Annotated in this window: 14 protein-coding genes; 8 read left to right on the top strand and 6 right to left on the bottom strand. The window is 45.9% G+C overall.

The window, feature by feature from the left end:
* Positions 1–42: 42 nt before the first annotated feature.
* The 4 genes from OEY58_11175 to OEY58_11160 all read left to right on the top strand — a co-directional run bounded on the left by OEY58_11175 (position 43) and on the right by OEY58_11160 (position 3,746).
* The gene (locus tag OEY58_11175; GenBank protein MDH5326014.1) at positions 43–1,029 is read left to right on the top strand and encodes a Rieske 2Fe-2S domain-containing protein; all 987 of its coding nucleotides are present in this window, start codon (positions 43–45) and stop codon (positions 1,027–1,029) included.
* A complete protein-coding gene (locus OEY58_11170; protein MDH5326013.1) occupies positions 1,022–2,074 on the top strand; it encodes a hypothetical protein in 1,053 nt (350 codons plus the stop codon). Before OEY58_11175 ends, OEY58_11170 begins: the two co-directional genes overlap by 8 nt.
* Entirely contained in the window at positions 2,071–3,012 is a 942-nt protein-coding gene (locus tag OEY58_11165) for a fatty acid desaturase (GenBank protein ID MDH5326012.1), read from the top strand. Before OEY58_11170 ends, OEY58_11165 begins: the two co-directional genes overlap by 4 nt.
* A 140-nt stretch (positions 3,013–3,152) precedes the next feature.
* On the top strand, positions 3,153–3,746 hold the full coding sequence (locus OEY58_11160; GenBank protein ID MDH5326011.1) for a hypothetical protein: 594 nt from the start codon (positions 3,153–3,155) through the stop codon (positions 3,744–3,746).
* A gap of 100 nt (positions 3,747–3,846) precedes the next feature.
* Here OEY58_11160 and OEY58_11155 read toward each other — a convergent pair whose 3' ends face one another.
* From OEY58_11155 to OEY58_11145, 3 genes are all read right to left on the bottom strand, one after another.
* On the bottom strand, positions 3,847–4,548 hold the full coding sequence (locus OEY58_11155; GenBank protein ID MDH5326010.1) for a spondin domain-containing protein: 702 nt from the start codon (positions 4,546–4,548) through the stop codon (positions 3,847–3,849).
* A gap of 10 nt (positions 4,549–4,558) precedes the next feature.
* Complete coding sequence (locus tag OEY58_11150; protein MDH5326009.1) at positions 4,559–5,275, bottom strand: spondin domain-containing protein; 717 nt, start codon at positions 5,273–5,275, stop codon at positions 4,559–4,561.
* 164 nt (positions 5,276–5,439) lie between these two features.
* Positions 5,440–5,808, bottom strand: a complete 369-nt coding sequence (locus OEY58_11145) for a hypothetical protein (GenBank protein ID MDH5326008.1) — start codon at positions 5,806–5,808, stop codon at positions 5,440–5,442.
* A 511-nt stretch (positions 5,809–6,319) separates the two neighbouring features.
* On the opposite strand from OEY58_11145, the gene OEY58_11140 reads away from it, so the two are divergent.
* The 3 genes from OEY58_11140 to OEY58_11130 all read left to right on the top strand — a co-directional run bounded on the left by OEY58_11140 (position 6,320) and on the right by OEY58_11130 (position 9,851).
* Entirely contained in the window at positions 6,320–7,756 is a 1,437-nt protein-coding gene (locus OEY58_11140) for a PcfJ domain-containing protein (protein ID MDH5326007.1), read from the top strand.
* Between the two features lie 165 nt (positions 7,757–7,921).
* Positions 7,922–8,377, top strand: coding sequence for a group 1 truncated hemoglobin (locus OEY58_11135; GenBank protein MDH5326006.1), 456 nt, complete (start codon positions 7,922–7,924; stop codon positions 8,375–8,377).
* Positions 8,378–8,459: 82 nt separating this feature from the next.
* Entirely contained in the window at positions 8,460–9,851 is a 1,392-nt protein-coding gene (locus OEY58_11130) for an ankyrin repeat domain-containing protein (GenBank protein MDH5326005.1), read from the top strand.
* Between the two features lie 13 nt (positions 9,852–9,864).
* On the opposite strand, the gene OEY58_11125 is transcribed toward OEY58_11130, so the two are convergent.
* The 3 genes from OEY58_11125 to OEY58_11115 form a co-directional block, all read right to left on the bottom strand.
* On the bottom strand, positions 9,865–11,082 hold the full coding sequence (locus OEY58_11125; GenBank protein MDH5326004.1) for a polysaccharide deacetylase family protein: 1,218 nt from the start codon (positions 11,080–11,082) through the stop codon (positions 9,865–9,867).
* A gap of 214 nt (positions 11,083–11,296) precedes the next feature.
* The gene (locus OEY58_11120) at positions 11,297–11,854 is read right to left on the bottom strand and encodes a hypothetical protein (GenBank protein ID MDH5326003.1); all 558 of its coding nucleotides are present in this window, start codon (positions 11,852–11,854) and stop codon (positions 11,297–11,299) included.
* Between the two features lie 451 nt (positions 11,855–12,305).
* Positions 12,306–12,920, bottom strand: a complete 615-nt coding sequence (locus OEY58_11115; protein MDH5326002.1) for a tetratricopeptide repeat protein — start codon at positions 12,918–12,920, stop codon at positions 12,306–12,308.
* Positions 12,921–13,303: 383 nt separating this feature from the next.
* On the opposite strand from OEY58_11115, the gene fliQ reads away from it, so the two are divergent.
* A complete protein-coding gene (fliQ, locus tag OEY58_11110) occupies positions 13,304–13,570 on the top strand; it encodes a flagellar biosynthesis protein FliQ (protein ID MDH5326001.1) in 267 nt (88 codons plus the stop codon).
* Positions 13,571–13,574 lie beyond the last annotated feature (4 nt).

The following is a 13,574-nucleotide window of genomic DNA, read 5'->3' as shown; positions in this document are numbered from 1 at the left end:
TCCTGGAGAAATTTGCACAACTTGACCGGACATCATATTGCTATGAATGATCATCCAGCTGTCTCGTACCCACGGTCATGGTATCCCTTGATGGTAGGTTGCAAAATCAAGATTGGTCAGGTCAAAGCGCTGCGGGCCTTCGGTAAGGATTGGGTGCTGTTTCGTGGCATGGATGGTGTTCCTGGTTTGGTTTATCGTTATTGCTGCCATATGGGGGCCGATCTTACTAAAGGTCGAGTGGTTGGGAATAACATAGAGTGTGGTTTGCACGGCTGGTGCTTTGATAACAGTGGTTTTTGCCGCAACATTCCTGCTTTAAAAGCTCACGATAAAGGCCAACTGCAACAACCAAAACAAATCAGTTTACCCTGCCGGGAGGTGTTTGGCGTTGTTTTTGTCTACTATGGTGATCGGCCGGAGTATGATCTTCCGGTGCCAGACGGTATGTCTGCAGTGATGTTTGGAGATTGTCATCAGATGGAATTCAATACCGAACATCACGTCCCGTGTTTAAATACTTTTGATGTGCAACACTATCGAAAAATTCATCAACGTGAGTTTCTCAATGAGCCGGTGGTCAAAAGTGAGGGGCCGTTTCATTTGGGGATTCAAATGAACACCAGAGTGCTGCCCGTCAGCATGATCGATCGCATTATGTGGCGACTAACCAAAGGCGAAGCCCGAGTGGTCGTCGATTGTTGGGGTGGTAGTTTGCTTGCTATGAGCAACCATAAAACGGGGTATGGCAGTATCGTTGCTATGTTACCGATAGAAACTATGAAGAGCCGCTTATTTATTATCCCCGTCAAAAATGCCCATGGTGATCGACATGTCACAGCGGGTCTGGGTTCCAGGGTTGCTTTACTGCTGGCAGCCATGCTTATCAAAGGATTTCTTCGGCCGGATACTATTTTATTAGCAGGGATGAAGCCGGTGCGCGGAAACTTGCTGAAAGGTGTCGACGATATTGCAGATCGTTACTGGAGCTTTTACCAGGGTTTACCGGTGCTTGATAGCATTCATGAATAGCGCTGAAAATTCCAGGAAATCTCTTTTTCGCCGCCGATTATTCACTGAGCCTATGGTTGACGAAGTGAAGCTTACCGAGCAGGCGCGTCATATTGTCCAACAGCGTGGACTGATGTTGGACCGCCAATCCATGATAATGCTGAGCCGGGAAAAGGGCGCGGATCTGGCTGCCGGCTGTTACTACCAAAGCCTGCTGCAATCTGAACATGGTTGTTTCATCAATAGGATTGATGCATACGATATCGCGAATTTTTCCAATAGGAGCGAAAAGCCCGGGGATATCCATATCGTGGTGGTGCCCGGTATGTTTTATAAAGAATACCCTGATGTGGGTGCGGATGGTCTTTTGGTCACCAATATCGCCCAGCGATTCGGCTTTACGGTGACGCGGGTTGCTACGCACAGTCGAGGCAGTATAAGCAGGAATGTAAAGGTGCTGGCAGATGCGTTGAAATCTCTGGATTCCAAGAATATCTGGCTTGTGTCTTTCAGTAAGGGGGGTAGTGAAGTACTGGCCTATTTGAACTCTAAACGGCATGCAGGACTGCGAGGTTGGATCAATATCGCCGGTATTAATCAAGGAACACCTCATGCGAGTCGGAAAATGTCGTCTTTTCCCAGGCGATTGGCCTATTCAGTGATCAGTCGGGTGATGGGAGTGGACTATTCCTTGTTATTCGAGCTTGATCCGGCCCACCCGACATGGCAGGCTAACCTTGATACTGATAAGTTGCAATGCATTCACGTGGTACCAATACCTTTGAGATCTCATGTACAGGGGATGTTAAAAAAACGCTACGAGAAACTATTGGATTATGGTCCCAACGACGGCATTGCACCCATTGTGGATGTTCAACAACTTCCGGGATGGATCTATCCCATCTGGGGCGTGGATCACTTTATGCGTACACCCAGAGTGAGCGAGCTGTTATACAAGATTTTCACCCATGTGGTTCATTCCACAAACATCAGTGCAGACGAAATCTCTATCGATACCACCACCTCAGATCTAATAGAAAAAGCCTTACAGGGTGTTGTACCATGAGCGATGTGCGTCGATTTGATCAGCAAAATCTTATCGTATTGCTGTTTGTTCAGTTGAGTATGGTTGGTATTTTGTGGTTGGCAAGTCATACATCCGGTGTTTTTTTGGTTCCTGCTATAGTTGGTTTTTCCTTTCTTGGACTAAGTAATTATGCTTTGATGCATGAAGCTTGTCATAGTGGCTTGAACGGTAGAAGTGAAAATACCAACTGGTTGATGGGTACGATGGCCGGGTGGATGTTTCCTGTTTCCTTCACCTTCATGAATATCGCTCATCGGGTACACCACAGCCACAATCGAACCGATAATGAGCTGTTCGATTACTATTATCCACATGACAATAAGTTGATTAAATTCAGCCAATGGTACAGCATTTTGATCGGTATTTATCCGCCGATTATCCCCTTAGGATCTCTGCTCATGGCCATTGCGCCTTGGGTGTTTTGGATGAAACCCTGGCAAACGGCCAAGTCCTCTTCCATTATTTTTGATCGCTCGCTGTTTCCCTCTTTGATATTGCAGCGAATTCGCTTAGAAGTGGTATGCGGAATCCTTTTTTGGATTATCTTGTTTACCCTGCTGCAGTTGGATTTCTGGTCTGTGTTATGGCTGTATCTGGCATTTTGGTTCAATTGGTCGACGCGGCAGTACGTGACCCATGCGTTTTCCGAGCGCGATGTCATGAATGGTGCACACAATTTACGGGTGAGTCGCGTGATGGCTTGGGTTCTGTTAAATGGTCACTGGGATCTGGTGCATCACAATCATCCATTTGCCCGTTGGCAAACCTTACCTGAATTGGGTCGAGACAGTCGTGCTCCTATTTCTTATTGGCGGCAGTATTTCAAACAATGGTTGGGTCCCAGGCCCTGTCCGCAGGTGTCGCCAAAAGCAATTGAAATGGAAGCTTTAAAACTATTCAGTAGAACCACTCAGTAGAACCATTCAGTAAACCAGCCCTGTAACCCTGTGTTAAATCTTGCCAGGCTATCATTAAGCCAGTGCCTCGCTGGCCTATAATTATATTAATAATAGAAAAAACGGAGAAATACTCGATTCTTTTGATAAGGAATACGCTTATGAACAAGATAGTATCTGCACTGTTAGCAATAGGGTTTCTGTTTTTGTTTGGTACAGCGGAGGCGGCGGGCCCTCGCAATTCCATACGTGCCGGGCTCATGCTCAACCCGATCGGTTATGTATCGATGGTGGAATATGAGCACTTAATTGCCGGAAAAGTATCTTTAGGTGGCCGCGTTGGGGTTTTATCTTATGACTATGACGATGGTGGCTATGAAGAAGAGGGCGATGGCAGTGGTGCTGACTTTATTATTCGTATTTATCGCAGTGGTGCCGGTTTTAACGGGTTCTATTATGGTTTCGCCGCCGGTATTTGGCAAATTGATTGGGAGTGGAGAGAGGACTTTTTCACACCCGCCGGGGTGTGGATCAGCGGAAATACCACCGCTCTCAACCTGGCGGCCCGAGTCGGGTGGAAGATTCCACTAGGCGCCGGTGATAGGGTGTACATTGACCCCTCTATAACCCTAGGGAACTATTTTTCTCTTGATTCGGAGACTGACGATCCCTGGAAAGGAACTCAGTATGATGATCAAAATGACGAACTGGGTGTTTATATTGCCGGCGGTGTTGTGGTTGGCGTCAATTTTTGAACATACGTAACTGAGCCGGAGTTCGGCATTCGGCATTGTTGCCCTTTGGAAGGGAGTTTAAAAGGAAGCCACTGTAGCGATGCTACAGTGGCATTGGCTACTAATGGGTGCGTGTTATGGTTATTTTTGCGGCCGGACCCAACCAACGGTGAGACTCATCCAAAGCAGAGCTGCTTAAGCCGTCATCACTCGTGACGACACCCGCGTGAATGGCGATATAGTTTCGGTCGTCCCTCATGGCATTGAAGCCTTCACCTGAAGTGCCGGGGAGGCTTGCAGCCGTTTCCGAGTTGGCTTCCGTTCCGGCATCGTAAACGTGGGCCAGTAGGTGACTGGAGTCGCCCGGCATCATGGTTCCCACCGGAATGCTTAGGGCGCCGGTAAATCCATCGTTGGTGTTGACCAGCATGGCAGCGACACTGATACGTAAATCTGCATCAATCCTGCTGCTGATATTAACGGTACCAGAGCTGCCTGGCGCGGTAATCCCTGTGGAACTGCCGGAGTTGGTGACATGGGAATCCATGCCGGCTTCCATCAGCAGTGTACTGCCGTCACCGCCTTCTGCTAACATTTCCAAGCCTTCACTGGCAGCCTCACCCAAAGCCCAAGGTTTGTAGGCTGAAGTATGGGTAATGACAGCAATGGGAGCAAACGATTGGGTATTGGTTAAATTGGTCACGCTAATTTCATAGTCGGCCATGGTTTGAGGCATGGGGTCATCATCATCCGAGCATGCGCTTAGTAGGATTCCGGCGAAGATGGTAAGAGACAAACTGAGAAACGTGTTTGCTTTTTTCATGTGATTTCTCCTACGGAGTGACAGTGATTTCGATTTTGGCAACCGGGTTTTGCCAACGATGGATGGAACTGTTGAGGTCACTGAGTCCGCCCATGCTGTCTTGGTCGCCTAACACGCCTCTGTGCACATGTATCATCATATTGGCTTCTTCCATAGTGACCCCGGTTCCGTTACTGCCTGTGTCGCCACCGGGAGCACCGGGATAACCGGAGACATTGGTGTCGCATGCGGTGGTAGCCGGTATTTCATTATTTGCTTCAGTGCCGGCGTCATATGCGTTCAAATAGTAAGTGTAGGTGCCGGCAGCGGCAGGGACTTCCATGGATTCCAGTCCAACGAAAGCATCATTTGTGGGTAAAATCATGGAGACGAGGGATAGGTGGGTGTTACCGCTCATGCTGTTGTCAAGCACCAAAGTGGTGGTGCCTCCAGGCGCGATAACTCCAGCGCCTGTTTTCGTATCCTCATCGAGAGCGCCCGCAGGCCCTGTATCGATGAGTTGGCTGGTGTCACCGCATTCCGCCATCAGCTCCAACGCGGTACTCGCGGCGGCGCCGACTTTAAATAAGTGTGTCGCGCTGTCTAAGCCGGTCATCAGAACCGGGGTAAAGTGATTTCCATTGGTGAGATTGGTAATTTTCACATCCCATTGTGCTGCACTACCTGTGGTAGCGACGGTGCCTAACAGGCATACGGATAGGATGTTGAGTAATGGTTTGGTGCTCATAGCTTCCCCTTTTTAAAACATTGAATATCTGTCCGATGGTTCGGGATATCGCGTAAATGGAAGCTTATGAGTGTGTATGTGTTAGTTCACACGCCCGTCACATAAAAATCACAAATAAATCACGGATTGGGTAAGGAAGGGGTTAAGTTCTTGATTAACAGTGCTTAGCGTACATATTCCAGTTTACGTATACTTTCAAAACTGAAGTTTTGTCCGTTCCACTCGATGTCGCCGGTCTGTACGTCTACAAAAATGTCTTTTTCGGGAACCCGGATTTTAGAAATATACGTTGGGAAAGCCCATTGGCCGTCACGTTTCTCGGGCTCGCCGGGGTGACCACAGGTGGATACCCCGGAAACAAAATAGGCCTTGGCAATGAGTTTTGCTTCGTACAACTCAACTCCGTCGGATACGTCAAGCAATTTTACCGCCCAAATGGGAAAATTGGAGGTGCTGGGATTGGGCATGGGTAGAATGGCCTTGTTGGTACAAGAGGTTAATAAACAGAAAGAAATGATGCTGAGCAGTCTCACCTTGTGTTTGCCTCAGTGTGATTTGTGTTGATTATACCCAGTCGCAAGCCGGTCAAAAAGTCGAGTAAATAAGTATCGCATGAGATAAGAATTAGTGCTACATAACACACCACAGTTGACAATCTCCGATTGTCAACTATACTTTCGCCTTATCCAATATAAGTCATATTAACTCAGGAGCAGGCCAACATGATTCATTTAAATCCCACCCCGATCAAGTAGCGCCTTCATCGTTTGGGAGGCGCGTACTGCGTCTTCCATGGTAACAATGTAAGGGCCGTTGGGCTGCTCAAAAAACCCTGGATGACACCGTTGTCCGGGGTTTTTTTATGCCCATGATCACCAAGAGAACCTTTGATTAGTAATTCGATACTAAGGGGATTGTTATGCCTACGAATAAGTTAAAAACCGCGAATGTCAGTTCGCAAGCAAAAGTGAAAGCTAAAAAAAGTTTTCCGGTTATCTCGATTAGAAAACAAAACATGAGTTTGAAGAATGTTAGGAAAGAGAAATGTCATGTAAAAAGAAAAACATAAAAAACAAACCCCAGGATCATCGTGAGATGATCCTGGCGTTTGCGCATCGGCTGCGGTTGCCCGACATAGAGGCCTACAGGCAATGGTGTGCGAATATGGGCTTAAGTACACGACTGAATAAAACTCAGCGTGAGTTGGCCCGTGAATACCGGCTTTATGTAGACGATGTGGCTGCCTGTGCACTGAAAAAGCAAAAGCGAGAAAGTAATCTGCGGTCATACATAAACAAACTGTATTCGCAGGAAATTCGCTATGCAGGCTTACAAGGTGAAATACTGCATGCCATCAGTGACGGATTCAGTAAAACGCAAAATCGTCGTCTTCTGCGCGATGTATTATGTCATTTGGATAACAATTCCAAGCTGTTATTACATGTGGAGTATGTTAAAGGTGTTATCAGTATGGTGTCCCATTTTCATCAGTGGGTTCGTCCGTTTTCCCAGTGGAAACCCAAGACCCGAAATGCTCACCGCCAATTTGCGTCGTTGGCGAGACACTTGTTTGCAAATTATCCGATCCCAGCATTCATGGATAGTGTTTGGTACGACGGTGATGGTAAAGCCAAATCTTGGTTTATCCATATTGGTATGGGCAATAATATCCGTACAGCAGCCGGATTACCAATTTGCTTAACCAAGAAAATGGCGCATCAATTTTCGCGGGCTCCATCTCATTACACGCTGAATGCAGCATTTCGTTGGGCGCAGGTTCAAGCGTTGGGTGGAAACAAAGCGGTGGCGGATGCAGTGGTGGAAACCCGACTGGCACGACAGTTCATAGATGATGAATTCTGGTTGAGTGTTTTGCGTTTTTTTGTAGAAAATCCACTGCTGGATCGGTGTCATTACGTTCCGGTAATTGATTACATTTGGAATCAAAAATACGAGGCACAACCGGTGTTTGTGGAACGAGGCGTGGTTCGGGAAGATCCGCCGCTTCAGCCCAACTTTACTATGCGCGGTCGCACTCCGGAAACTCTACTTCGTCAAATGGAACAGTGGCACCTGCAACTGGGGAAAGAAACACGGATAGGGAATACCCGCTGGGCAAAATCCAACATTTGCGATTTTCGTTTTGTGGAAGGCAATGCAGAGCATCACAATATGAAAGTGTGGACCATCCGAGAGCTGTTAGATCGAAAAGAGCTGGCCGCCGAAGGCCGGGTACAAAAACACTGTGTGGCTACCTATGCGGGGTCTTGTTTGAAAGGACATACGTCCATATGGACCATGGATGTACAGACCCATTTGGAAAGAAAAAAATTGGTTACTATTGAACTATCACATCCAGGTAAGTGTGTTTGCCAAGTTCGAGGTAAACGTAATCGTCTTGCTACCCCAGAAGAAATTTCGGTGATTCAGCGTTGGGTTGGGCGGGAGGGCTTAACCATAGCCGCGTATCTGAGTAATTAGGTTTGTCTTTGGGCCCAAACAGGATACCACCGGACATCCGGCATTGGTTCAAGACCCGGGTGCACGGATCAGAGGCTTCGTGAATCAATTGGTCTGCATTTTTTAATGGAATTATACGCTGCATCAGGTGTATCTTTGTGAGCTGGGTATTGATAGGTTGCTGCGATGATAATTCCTGAAAAGTCCACTCAAGAATTGAAGCAAAGTTTATTTGATGCCGTGGGGGGGCTGGAATCCTTGGAGCGGGTTCATAAAATATTTTACGATAAGGTTTATGCTCATCCCTGGCTCGGTTTATTCTTCCAGGGACATAATCAGACGTTTATCGAAAATCGTCAAACCCGCTTTATGGCGCAGAAAATGGGTGGTCCCAAACTGTACCGGGGAAGGGAGATACAACTGGCTCACCGGCATATGTATATTACCAAAGAGCTGTTTGATTTGCGCCAAGAGTTGTTACGGCAATCGTTACAGGGAGCAGGCATTGCAAAGCCGCTGGTGATGCGTTGGTTAGCCATCGATGCTGCGTTTTACCGTAAAATATGTAAAAATTCCATTGAAGAGTTTTATCAAACATCTTGGAAGTACGACAAACGTCGGATTCACCCCAGGCCCGACTGAAGTTACTTGGCCGAGCTAAGGCGGGCTTCTCAGGATTAGCGCATCGCACAGTATAACCGCAATACTAATTAACCGGAACATTATGTCAGACTCATTGTTGGCGACTATATACAGGAATGATGACAAATTGTTGTCGGATGTGGAAGCCTTGTTGGATTGTGGAGCAGACCCCAGTGCCATTACTAAGCACGGAGAGTCACCGCTACGAGTTGCATCCAACAACGGTCGGTTTGATGTGGTAAAGCTATTGCTCTCCCGGGGTGGAGATGCGGCGCAATTACAATGGAATAATCTGTTTCATGCCGTTGCCTATGGCAGTCTAAACAATCTTGAAGAGTGCGTAACAGGTCAGTTCGATCTGGAGGAAAGGGACTTTTGGCAAAGAACACCGTTTTTGTTTGCTATCTTAGTCGGTGACATTCAAAAGGTGGAAATGCTATTGGCAGCCGGGGCGGATGCCAGTGCCGTAGGTTGGCGTAGCAAAACACCTTTAGCCTATGCTATTCAAAATGATAATGCCAAAATGCTGAGATGGTTGCTTGAGCATGGTTTTGATGCGGAGCAGACAGATGAATTCGGCGATACGCCTTTGCTGCAGGCTGCGGAGCATGGCGCGCATAAGTGCGTGCAAGTACTCATTGATTTTGGTGTTGACCTTTTTCGGGAAAACAGTTCTCACCAGCAGGCGATCGGAGTAACTGAGAATTTGAATATTGTCAATGACTTAGTTAAGGCAGGGGCAGATTTAAATGATATGGATAAGGATGCCCGCGCGGCAATGTTAGGGTATCGTACGAATGAAGAACCCAATGTGACTCAACAGGAATACTTAGAAGGTAAGGGGCGCATATTCGGCGTGGATAACCCGAAGTTGTGCAATAGACCTTTTTGGCAGGCCATGGTGCACTGCGGGGGCTCGGCGTATTCGGCAATCAGTAAGTTTGAATCGAAGCGGGATATTCGCAATACCGAACCGGTGTGGAGTTACGATCGCTTCGGTAAATCCATGACGTCCTTAGGCGATGGACGTTTTATCGAAATTGCCGGTGAACACGAAGATCATTACGATCCCGACTTCTGTATTTACAATGATGTATTTGTGCACGACGGTAAAGGCGATTGTCAGATCTACATCTATCCCAGAGAAGCTTTTCCTCCTACGGATTTTCATAGCGCTACATTCGTGGATGGGAAAATTATAGTAATCGGAAATCTGGGGTATCTGGAAGATAGACAGCCGGGGTTTACACCGGTGTATTGCTTGGACGTGCAAACCCTGGTTATGGAAAACGTACCTACTACGGGCGATATGCCGGGTTGGATCAGCAATCATAAAGCAAGGTTGAATAATAGGAAGATTGTTGTTCGAGGGGGGAAAGTTATTGTTTTAAACAACAGTAAGCAGGATTATATTGATAATTGTCAAACTTACGAATTGTGTCTCCAGTCAAAACGGTGGCGAACAGTTGAATAATGACTATTCCCATTTATTTAATGGAAAATAATTGATACTGGTCACTGATAACTCGACCTACGGCCCCGGCGCTTAGGTAAGATTGAATTTTTAAGTATGCTGTATTGCTGTCTTGGATTTGGTAATTGCGTTGAAGTTCGGTGATGCTGCCACTTGCTATCGCGCCAAAGTACACGGAGGCTAATTGCTCGTTGTTCTGGCTGAACTCGCGGATGTAGATCCCGAATGCGCCTTGTGTGAGTTCCGTGGTGTCTACGAAGCACTTGAATCGATAGTTAGCGTTGGTTGGACTTGGTCGTATCTTGGGAGAGTCCAAGTGAATTTCCAGTGCGGTGCCAGTGAATAGGAATGCATCTGAAGTGTGGGGGAAGCGGCCGGTTTCGCTAGGGGCGAATTCAATGTTACCACTATCCATGGTCCATATATTGATTTCGTCGTGTTGATTAATCAAATTGTATTTTTCATATTCCAACTCGTGTCGGGGTAATACTATTTCAATGCCCGAGTCTATAGCGTAATCCACTATGGAGGCCAGCACATCAGGGTGCGTGGTATAAACGTAGTTAATTGGGTAAGGTAATATTTCATGAAAAACCAGTATAAGCCATTTTTTTTCCAAGATGGCTTGATCAATGTAGGCGAAAACTTCGCTGGTTGGGGTGTCTCTATTGATCGCTTTAACCATCAAAACCGTATTGTTGTATGGGAATCTGTTCAAGTCCTGAGTATCCCAAAATCCCCGGTGATGAGCATATAGTCTACTGCTGGTTTTGAGTACGCGATTGTCGTAAGCCCCAAAAGGTGTTGCCATTGAAGTCACTTGCAGTCCACGGTTTGTAAGTATGGTTTTTGACTCACCCAACTCTTTGTCGATATCAGCCTGGAGTAAGTTAGGAAGTTCCGGATGAGACAGCGTATGCGAACCGATCTCCCAGGAGTGATCGTCCTGCAAGGATTGTACTTGCTCCCAACTCATGTATCCGGACCTGCCAATCCAGCCGGTCGTAATATAAGCGGTTGCACTAACGTTGCGAGCTTCAAAAACAGGGAGTGCATATTCAAAAACAGAGGCGGGGCCATCATCAAACGTAAAGCTTATTTTACCGGTCAAGGTGACGGGTTCGGGGAATTTCGCTGAGGTCGAAGTTTGAGGTAGGTCATCCGAGCATGCCAAGGCAGACATCAATGTGCATGCAAGAAAAAACTTGGTTAAGGAGATTTTCTTGTTCATTCTTGGTCTGGTCTCCAAACAGCAGGAAATTCTACAAATAGGCCTCCGATTCAGTCAATAGTATACGAAAAATGACCACTTTGTCTAAAGCCCTGGGTTATTTGGTGATTTTCTGGATCACACGGTTTGGCGGGATGGCTAAAACAGAGGAATTATGTTTGTAATAGGGTAGGCGGTGCGTAACACCGCCTATAGTTGGTCGAGACCTGGTGATTTAGAGGTTGAACTGCACTCCAAGTAGCGTGGTTTCAAAGTCCTGAAGATCAGACTTGTAGCGCTCGTGTCGAAGAGTGATTAAAGAATTTTGATATTTGTATGACAAACCGAGGCCTAGATAGATTTTGTTGCTACGGCTGGAATCTTCTACGGTGGAGGTCAGACTGCCGGTAGTATCATATTTCTTTGTTGTCGTATTTTGTACTATGATAATTCCCCCGCCATGGGCGCTCAGCTTGTAAGTCTCGTTCAGGTCAAAATATTTTGATAGAACGACCTTGGAAGCACTATTGTCATAAGCTAACTTGGTGCTGCTGCTATCCGCATTGGTTATAGTGGTAGATGTGGTTCCCAGTTCCGTGTAGCTAATTTCCACGGCAATGTCGGGCCTAACGTATTGTCCAAAGCTGATTTCAGATGAGGTTATGCTATGCTTGCTTGAATCCTCACCGATTTCCACAGAAGTGGAGCCGGCTGACAGGTTAATAAAGTAGTTTTCGGCAGACACGTTACCGCTTATCGCGGCGAGTATTGCTAGTGCAGGTAATGTTTTCATAACTCCCCCAATAATTAAGGCTATATAGTTTTATTTGGTTAAAAGGTTATTAGATTAGAGTAATAATATTTTTTACAATTTTTTTGTCTTTAATCAATTCTTGTTTAACTGCGTCGACAATGCTGTTGAATCTAGGGCTTTCCATTAGCTCTTCTCCGAATTCCCAACTAAGTACTGCCCTAACGAAGGCTCCGATTAATAGGTCGTCTGTAATTTTCTCGCGATTGCCAACGGACTTAACTTTCTTTGTAATTATTGTTTGTAGTTCTTCAATCGATTTTTGACGTCGAGTAGAAGGTGGTTTTACCGTATTTGCACTATCTGATTTAGTAGTACTAGCGCGTGTTTTGTCAGCCTGTTTCCGGATAGTCCTAATTATCTGTGTAATGTTATTAATCGGATCCATGACTAATACGTGTTGGCGCTATTTTGTCTCTACTTTAGTTCTACTTTAATGGCTGTTCTTGTCATCCTCTTCCTGATCTTTATAAGCCGACCGCAGTAAGCGACTGCCAATAGATTTGGTTTCTTTTGATTGGCTACCGTCGGATGGGTTCTCATTGCCTGAAGTTTCAGAGTCATTTAAGCCTAATGCTGCTTTTGCTCTACGGAGCACTTTTTCCATATCGCTATTCAATGCGGGGTTACTGGTATTGCGAGCAATGCCTAGCTCCAAGCACTGAATGCATTGTTCAAACTCATCTCGACTTAGGTGTAGCATTCCCGTTTTAAATAAGAACAGATCGGTTTCTTCCCCTAATGGGTTCAACGCTTCCCATTTGGCTTCTGCAATAGCGGCGTCTCCTCGTGTTAAATACAGGAGCCCAAGCTGAAAATGCGCGGGATACAATTCCGGGTTTATCGTAACGGCTTGTTCAATTTCACTGATGGCACGGTCAAACATACCAATTTCTGCATGTAACGCGCCTTGAAGGTACATTACGTTAGCATTATTAGGGTTTAGTGCCAAAGCTCTCTTTAGAAATGTAATAGCCTCTTCGGTATTGTTGTTCTTGGTGCTTCCCAGTGCTAAGTGTAGCAATTCTTCTTCGTCTAACTTTTCCAAGTTCGTCTCCCGTGAGGCATATTCCAGGGCACAGAGTATACGTCATGCAATCAGGGTTAGTAAACGTACTTAGCTTAGACGTTTATATAATTCGTGCTATGTAGCCGTCTTCACTTAAGAGATAGAGTTTTTATAACAAATTCAGAAAAGGAATAATTTACATAGCCAGGGTATTGTTTCATGCTGTATAGTCTGCGCACGGAACAGTAGCCCTATATAGTTAACAATTACACTGTAGGGCTCAGTTATAAGTAGACAAAAATATAAATAAAGATTTGTAGTCCAGTCTAGTGTTATTGCTTACGTAGGTAGGAGTAAGGTCGGACTACAACATAAGGATAAATATAATGTCGGGAGGGGTGGTTATTAATTAGCCAATTTGTATGACGGGTGATTTTGTTTTAGCGTTAACGTCCGAGACCTTATGGGCTGCTTTGCTTATCTGTGCGCCGGTACTTGGCTTAAGTATGTTGGTGGGTGTGCTGGTTAGTCTTATACAAGTTGTTACTCAAATCCAGGAAATGTCACTTACGTTTATACCCAAACTAATCACAGTAGGTGTTGTGTTGGTAGTTTTTGGACCATGGATGTTGAGTGTTCTGCTGAACTTTTCCAAAACATTAATAGGAAACATACCACAGTATCTATAACTAA

It is taken from the genome of Gammaproteobacteria bacterium, assembly GCA_029882975.1.
In the GTDB taxonomy this organism is placed as follows: domain Bacteria; phylum Pseudomonadota; class Gammaproteobacteria; order SZUA-152; family SZUA-152; genus JAJDNG01.
Note: the sequence above shows the minus strand (reverse complement) of the source record. Positions and strands in the feature narration are given on the sequence as shown.

Bases quoted from the DNA above. Each gene is read 5' to 3' on its own strand.
- fliQ (MDH5326001.1), top strand. From the start codon at position 13,304: ATGACGGGTGATTTTGTTTTAGCGTTAACGTCCGAGACCTTATGGGCT.
- OEY58_11125 (MDH5326004.1), bottom strand. From the start codon at position 11,082: ATGAACAAGAAAATCTCCTTAACCAAGTTTTTTCTTGCATGCACATTG.
- OEY58_11135 (MDH5326006.1), top strand. From the start codon at position 7,922: ATGATAATTCCTGAAAAGTCCACTCAAGAATTGAAGCAAAGTTTATTT.
- OEY58_11175 (MDH5326014.1), top strand. From the start codon at position 43: ATGAATGATCATCCAGCTGTCTCGTACCCACGGTCATGGTATCCCTTG.
- OEY58_11130 (MDH5326005.1), top strand. From the start codon at position 8,460: ATGTCAGACTCATTGTTGGCGACTATATACAGGAATGATGACAAATTG.
- OEY58_11160 (MDH5326011.1), top strand. From the start codon at position 3,153: ATGAACAAGATAGTATCTGCACTGTTAGCAATAGGGTTTCTGTTTTTG.
- OEY58_11170 (MDH5326013.1), top strand. From the start codon at position 1,022: ATGAATAGCGCTGAAAATTCCAGGAAATCTCTTTTTCGCCGCCGATTA.
- OEY58_11155 (MDH5326010.1), bottom strand. From the start codon at position 4,548: ATGAAAAAAGCAAACACGTTTCTCAGTTTGTCTCTTACCATCTTCGCC.
- OEY58_11150 (MDH5326009.1), bottom strand. From the start codon at position 5,275: ATGAGCACCAAACCATTACTCAACATCCTATCCGTATGCCTGTTAGGC.
- OEY58_11120 (MDH5326003.1), bottom strand. From the start codon at position 11,854: ATGAAAACATTACCTGCACTAGCAATACTCGCCGCGATAAGCGGTAAC.
- OEY58_11140 (MDH5326007.1), top strand. From the start codon at position 6,320: ATGTCATGTAAAAAGAAAAACATAAAAAACAAACCCCAGGATCATCGT.
- OEY58_11165 (MDH5326012.1), top strand. From the start codon at position 2,071: ATGAGCGATGTGCGTCGATTTGATCAGCAAAATCTTATCGTATTGCTG.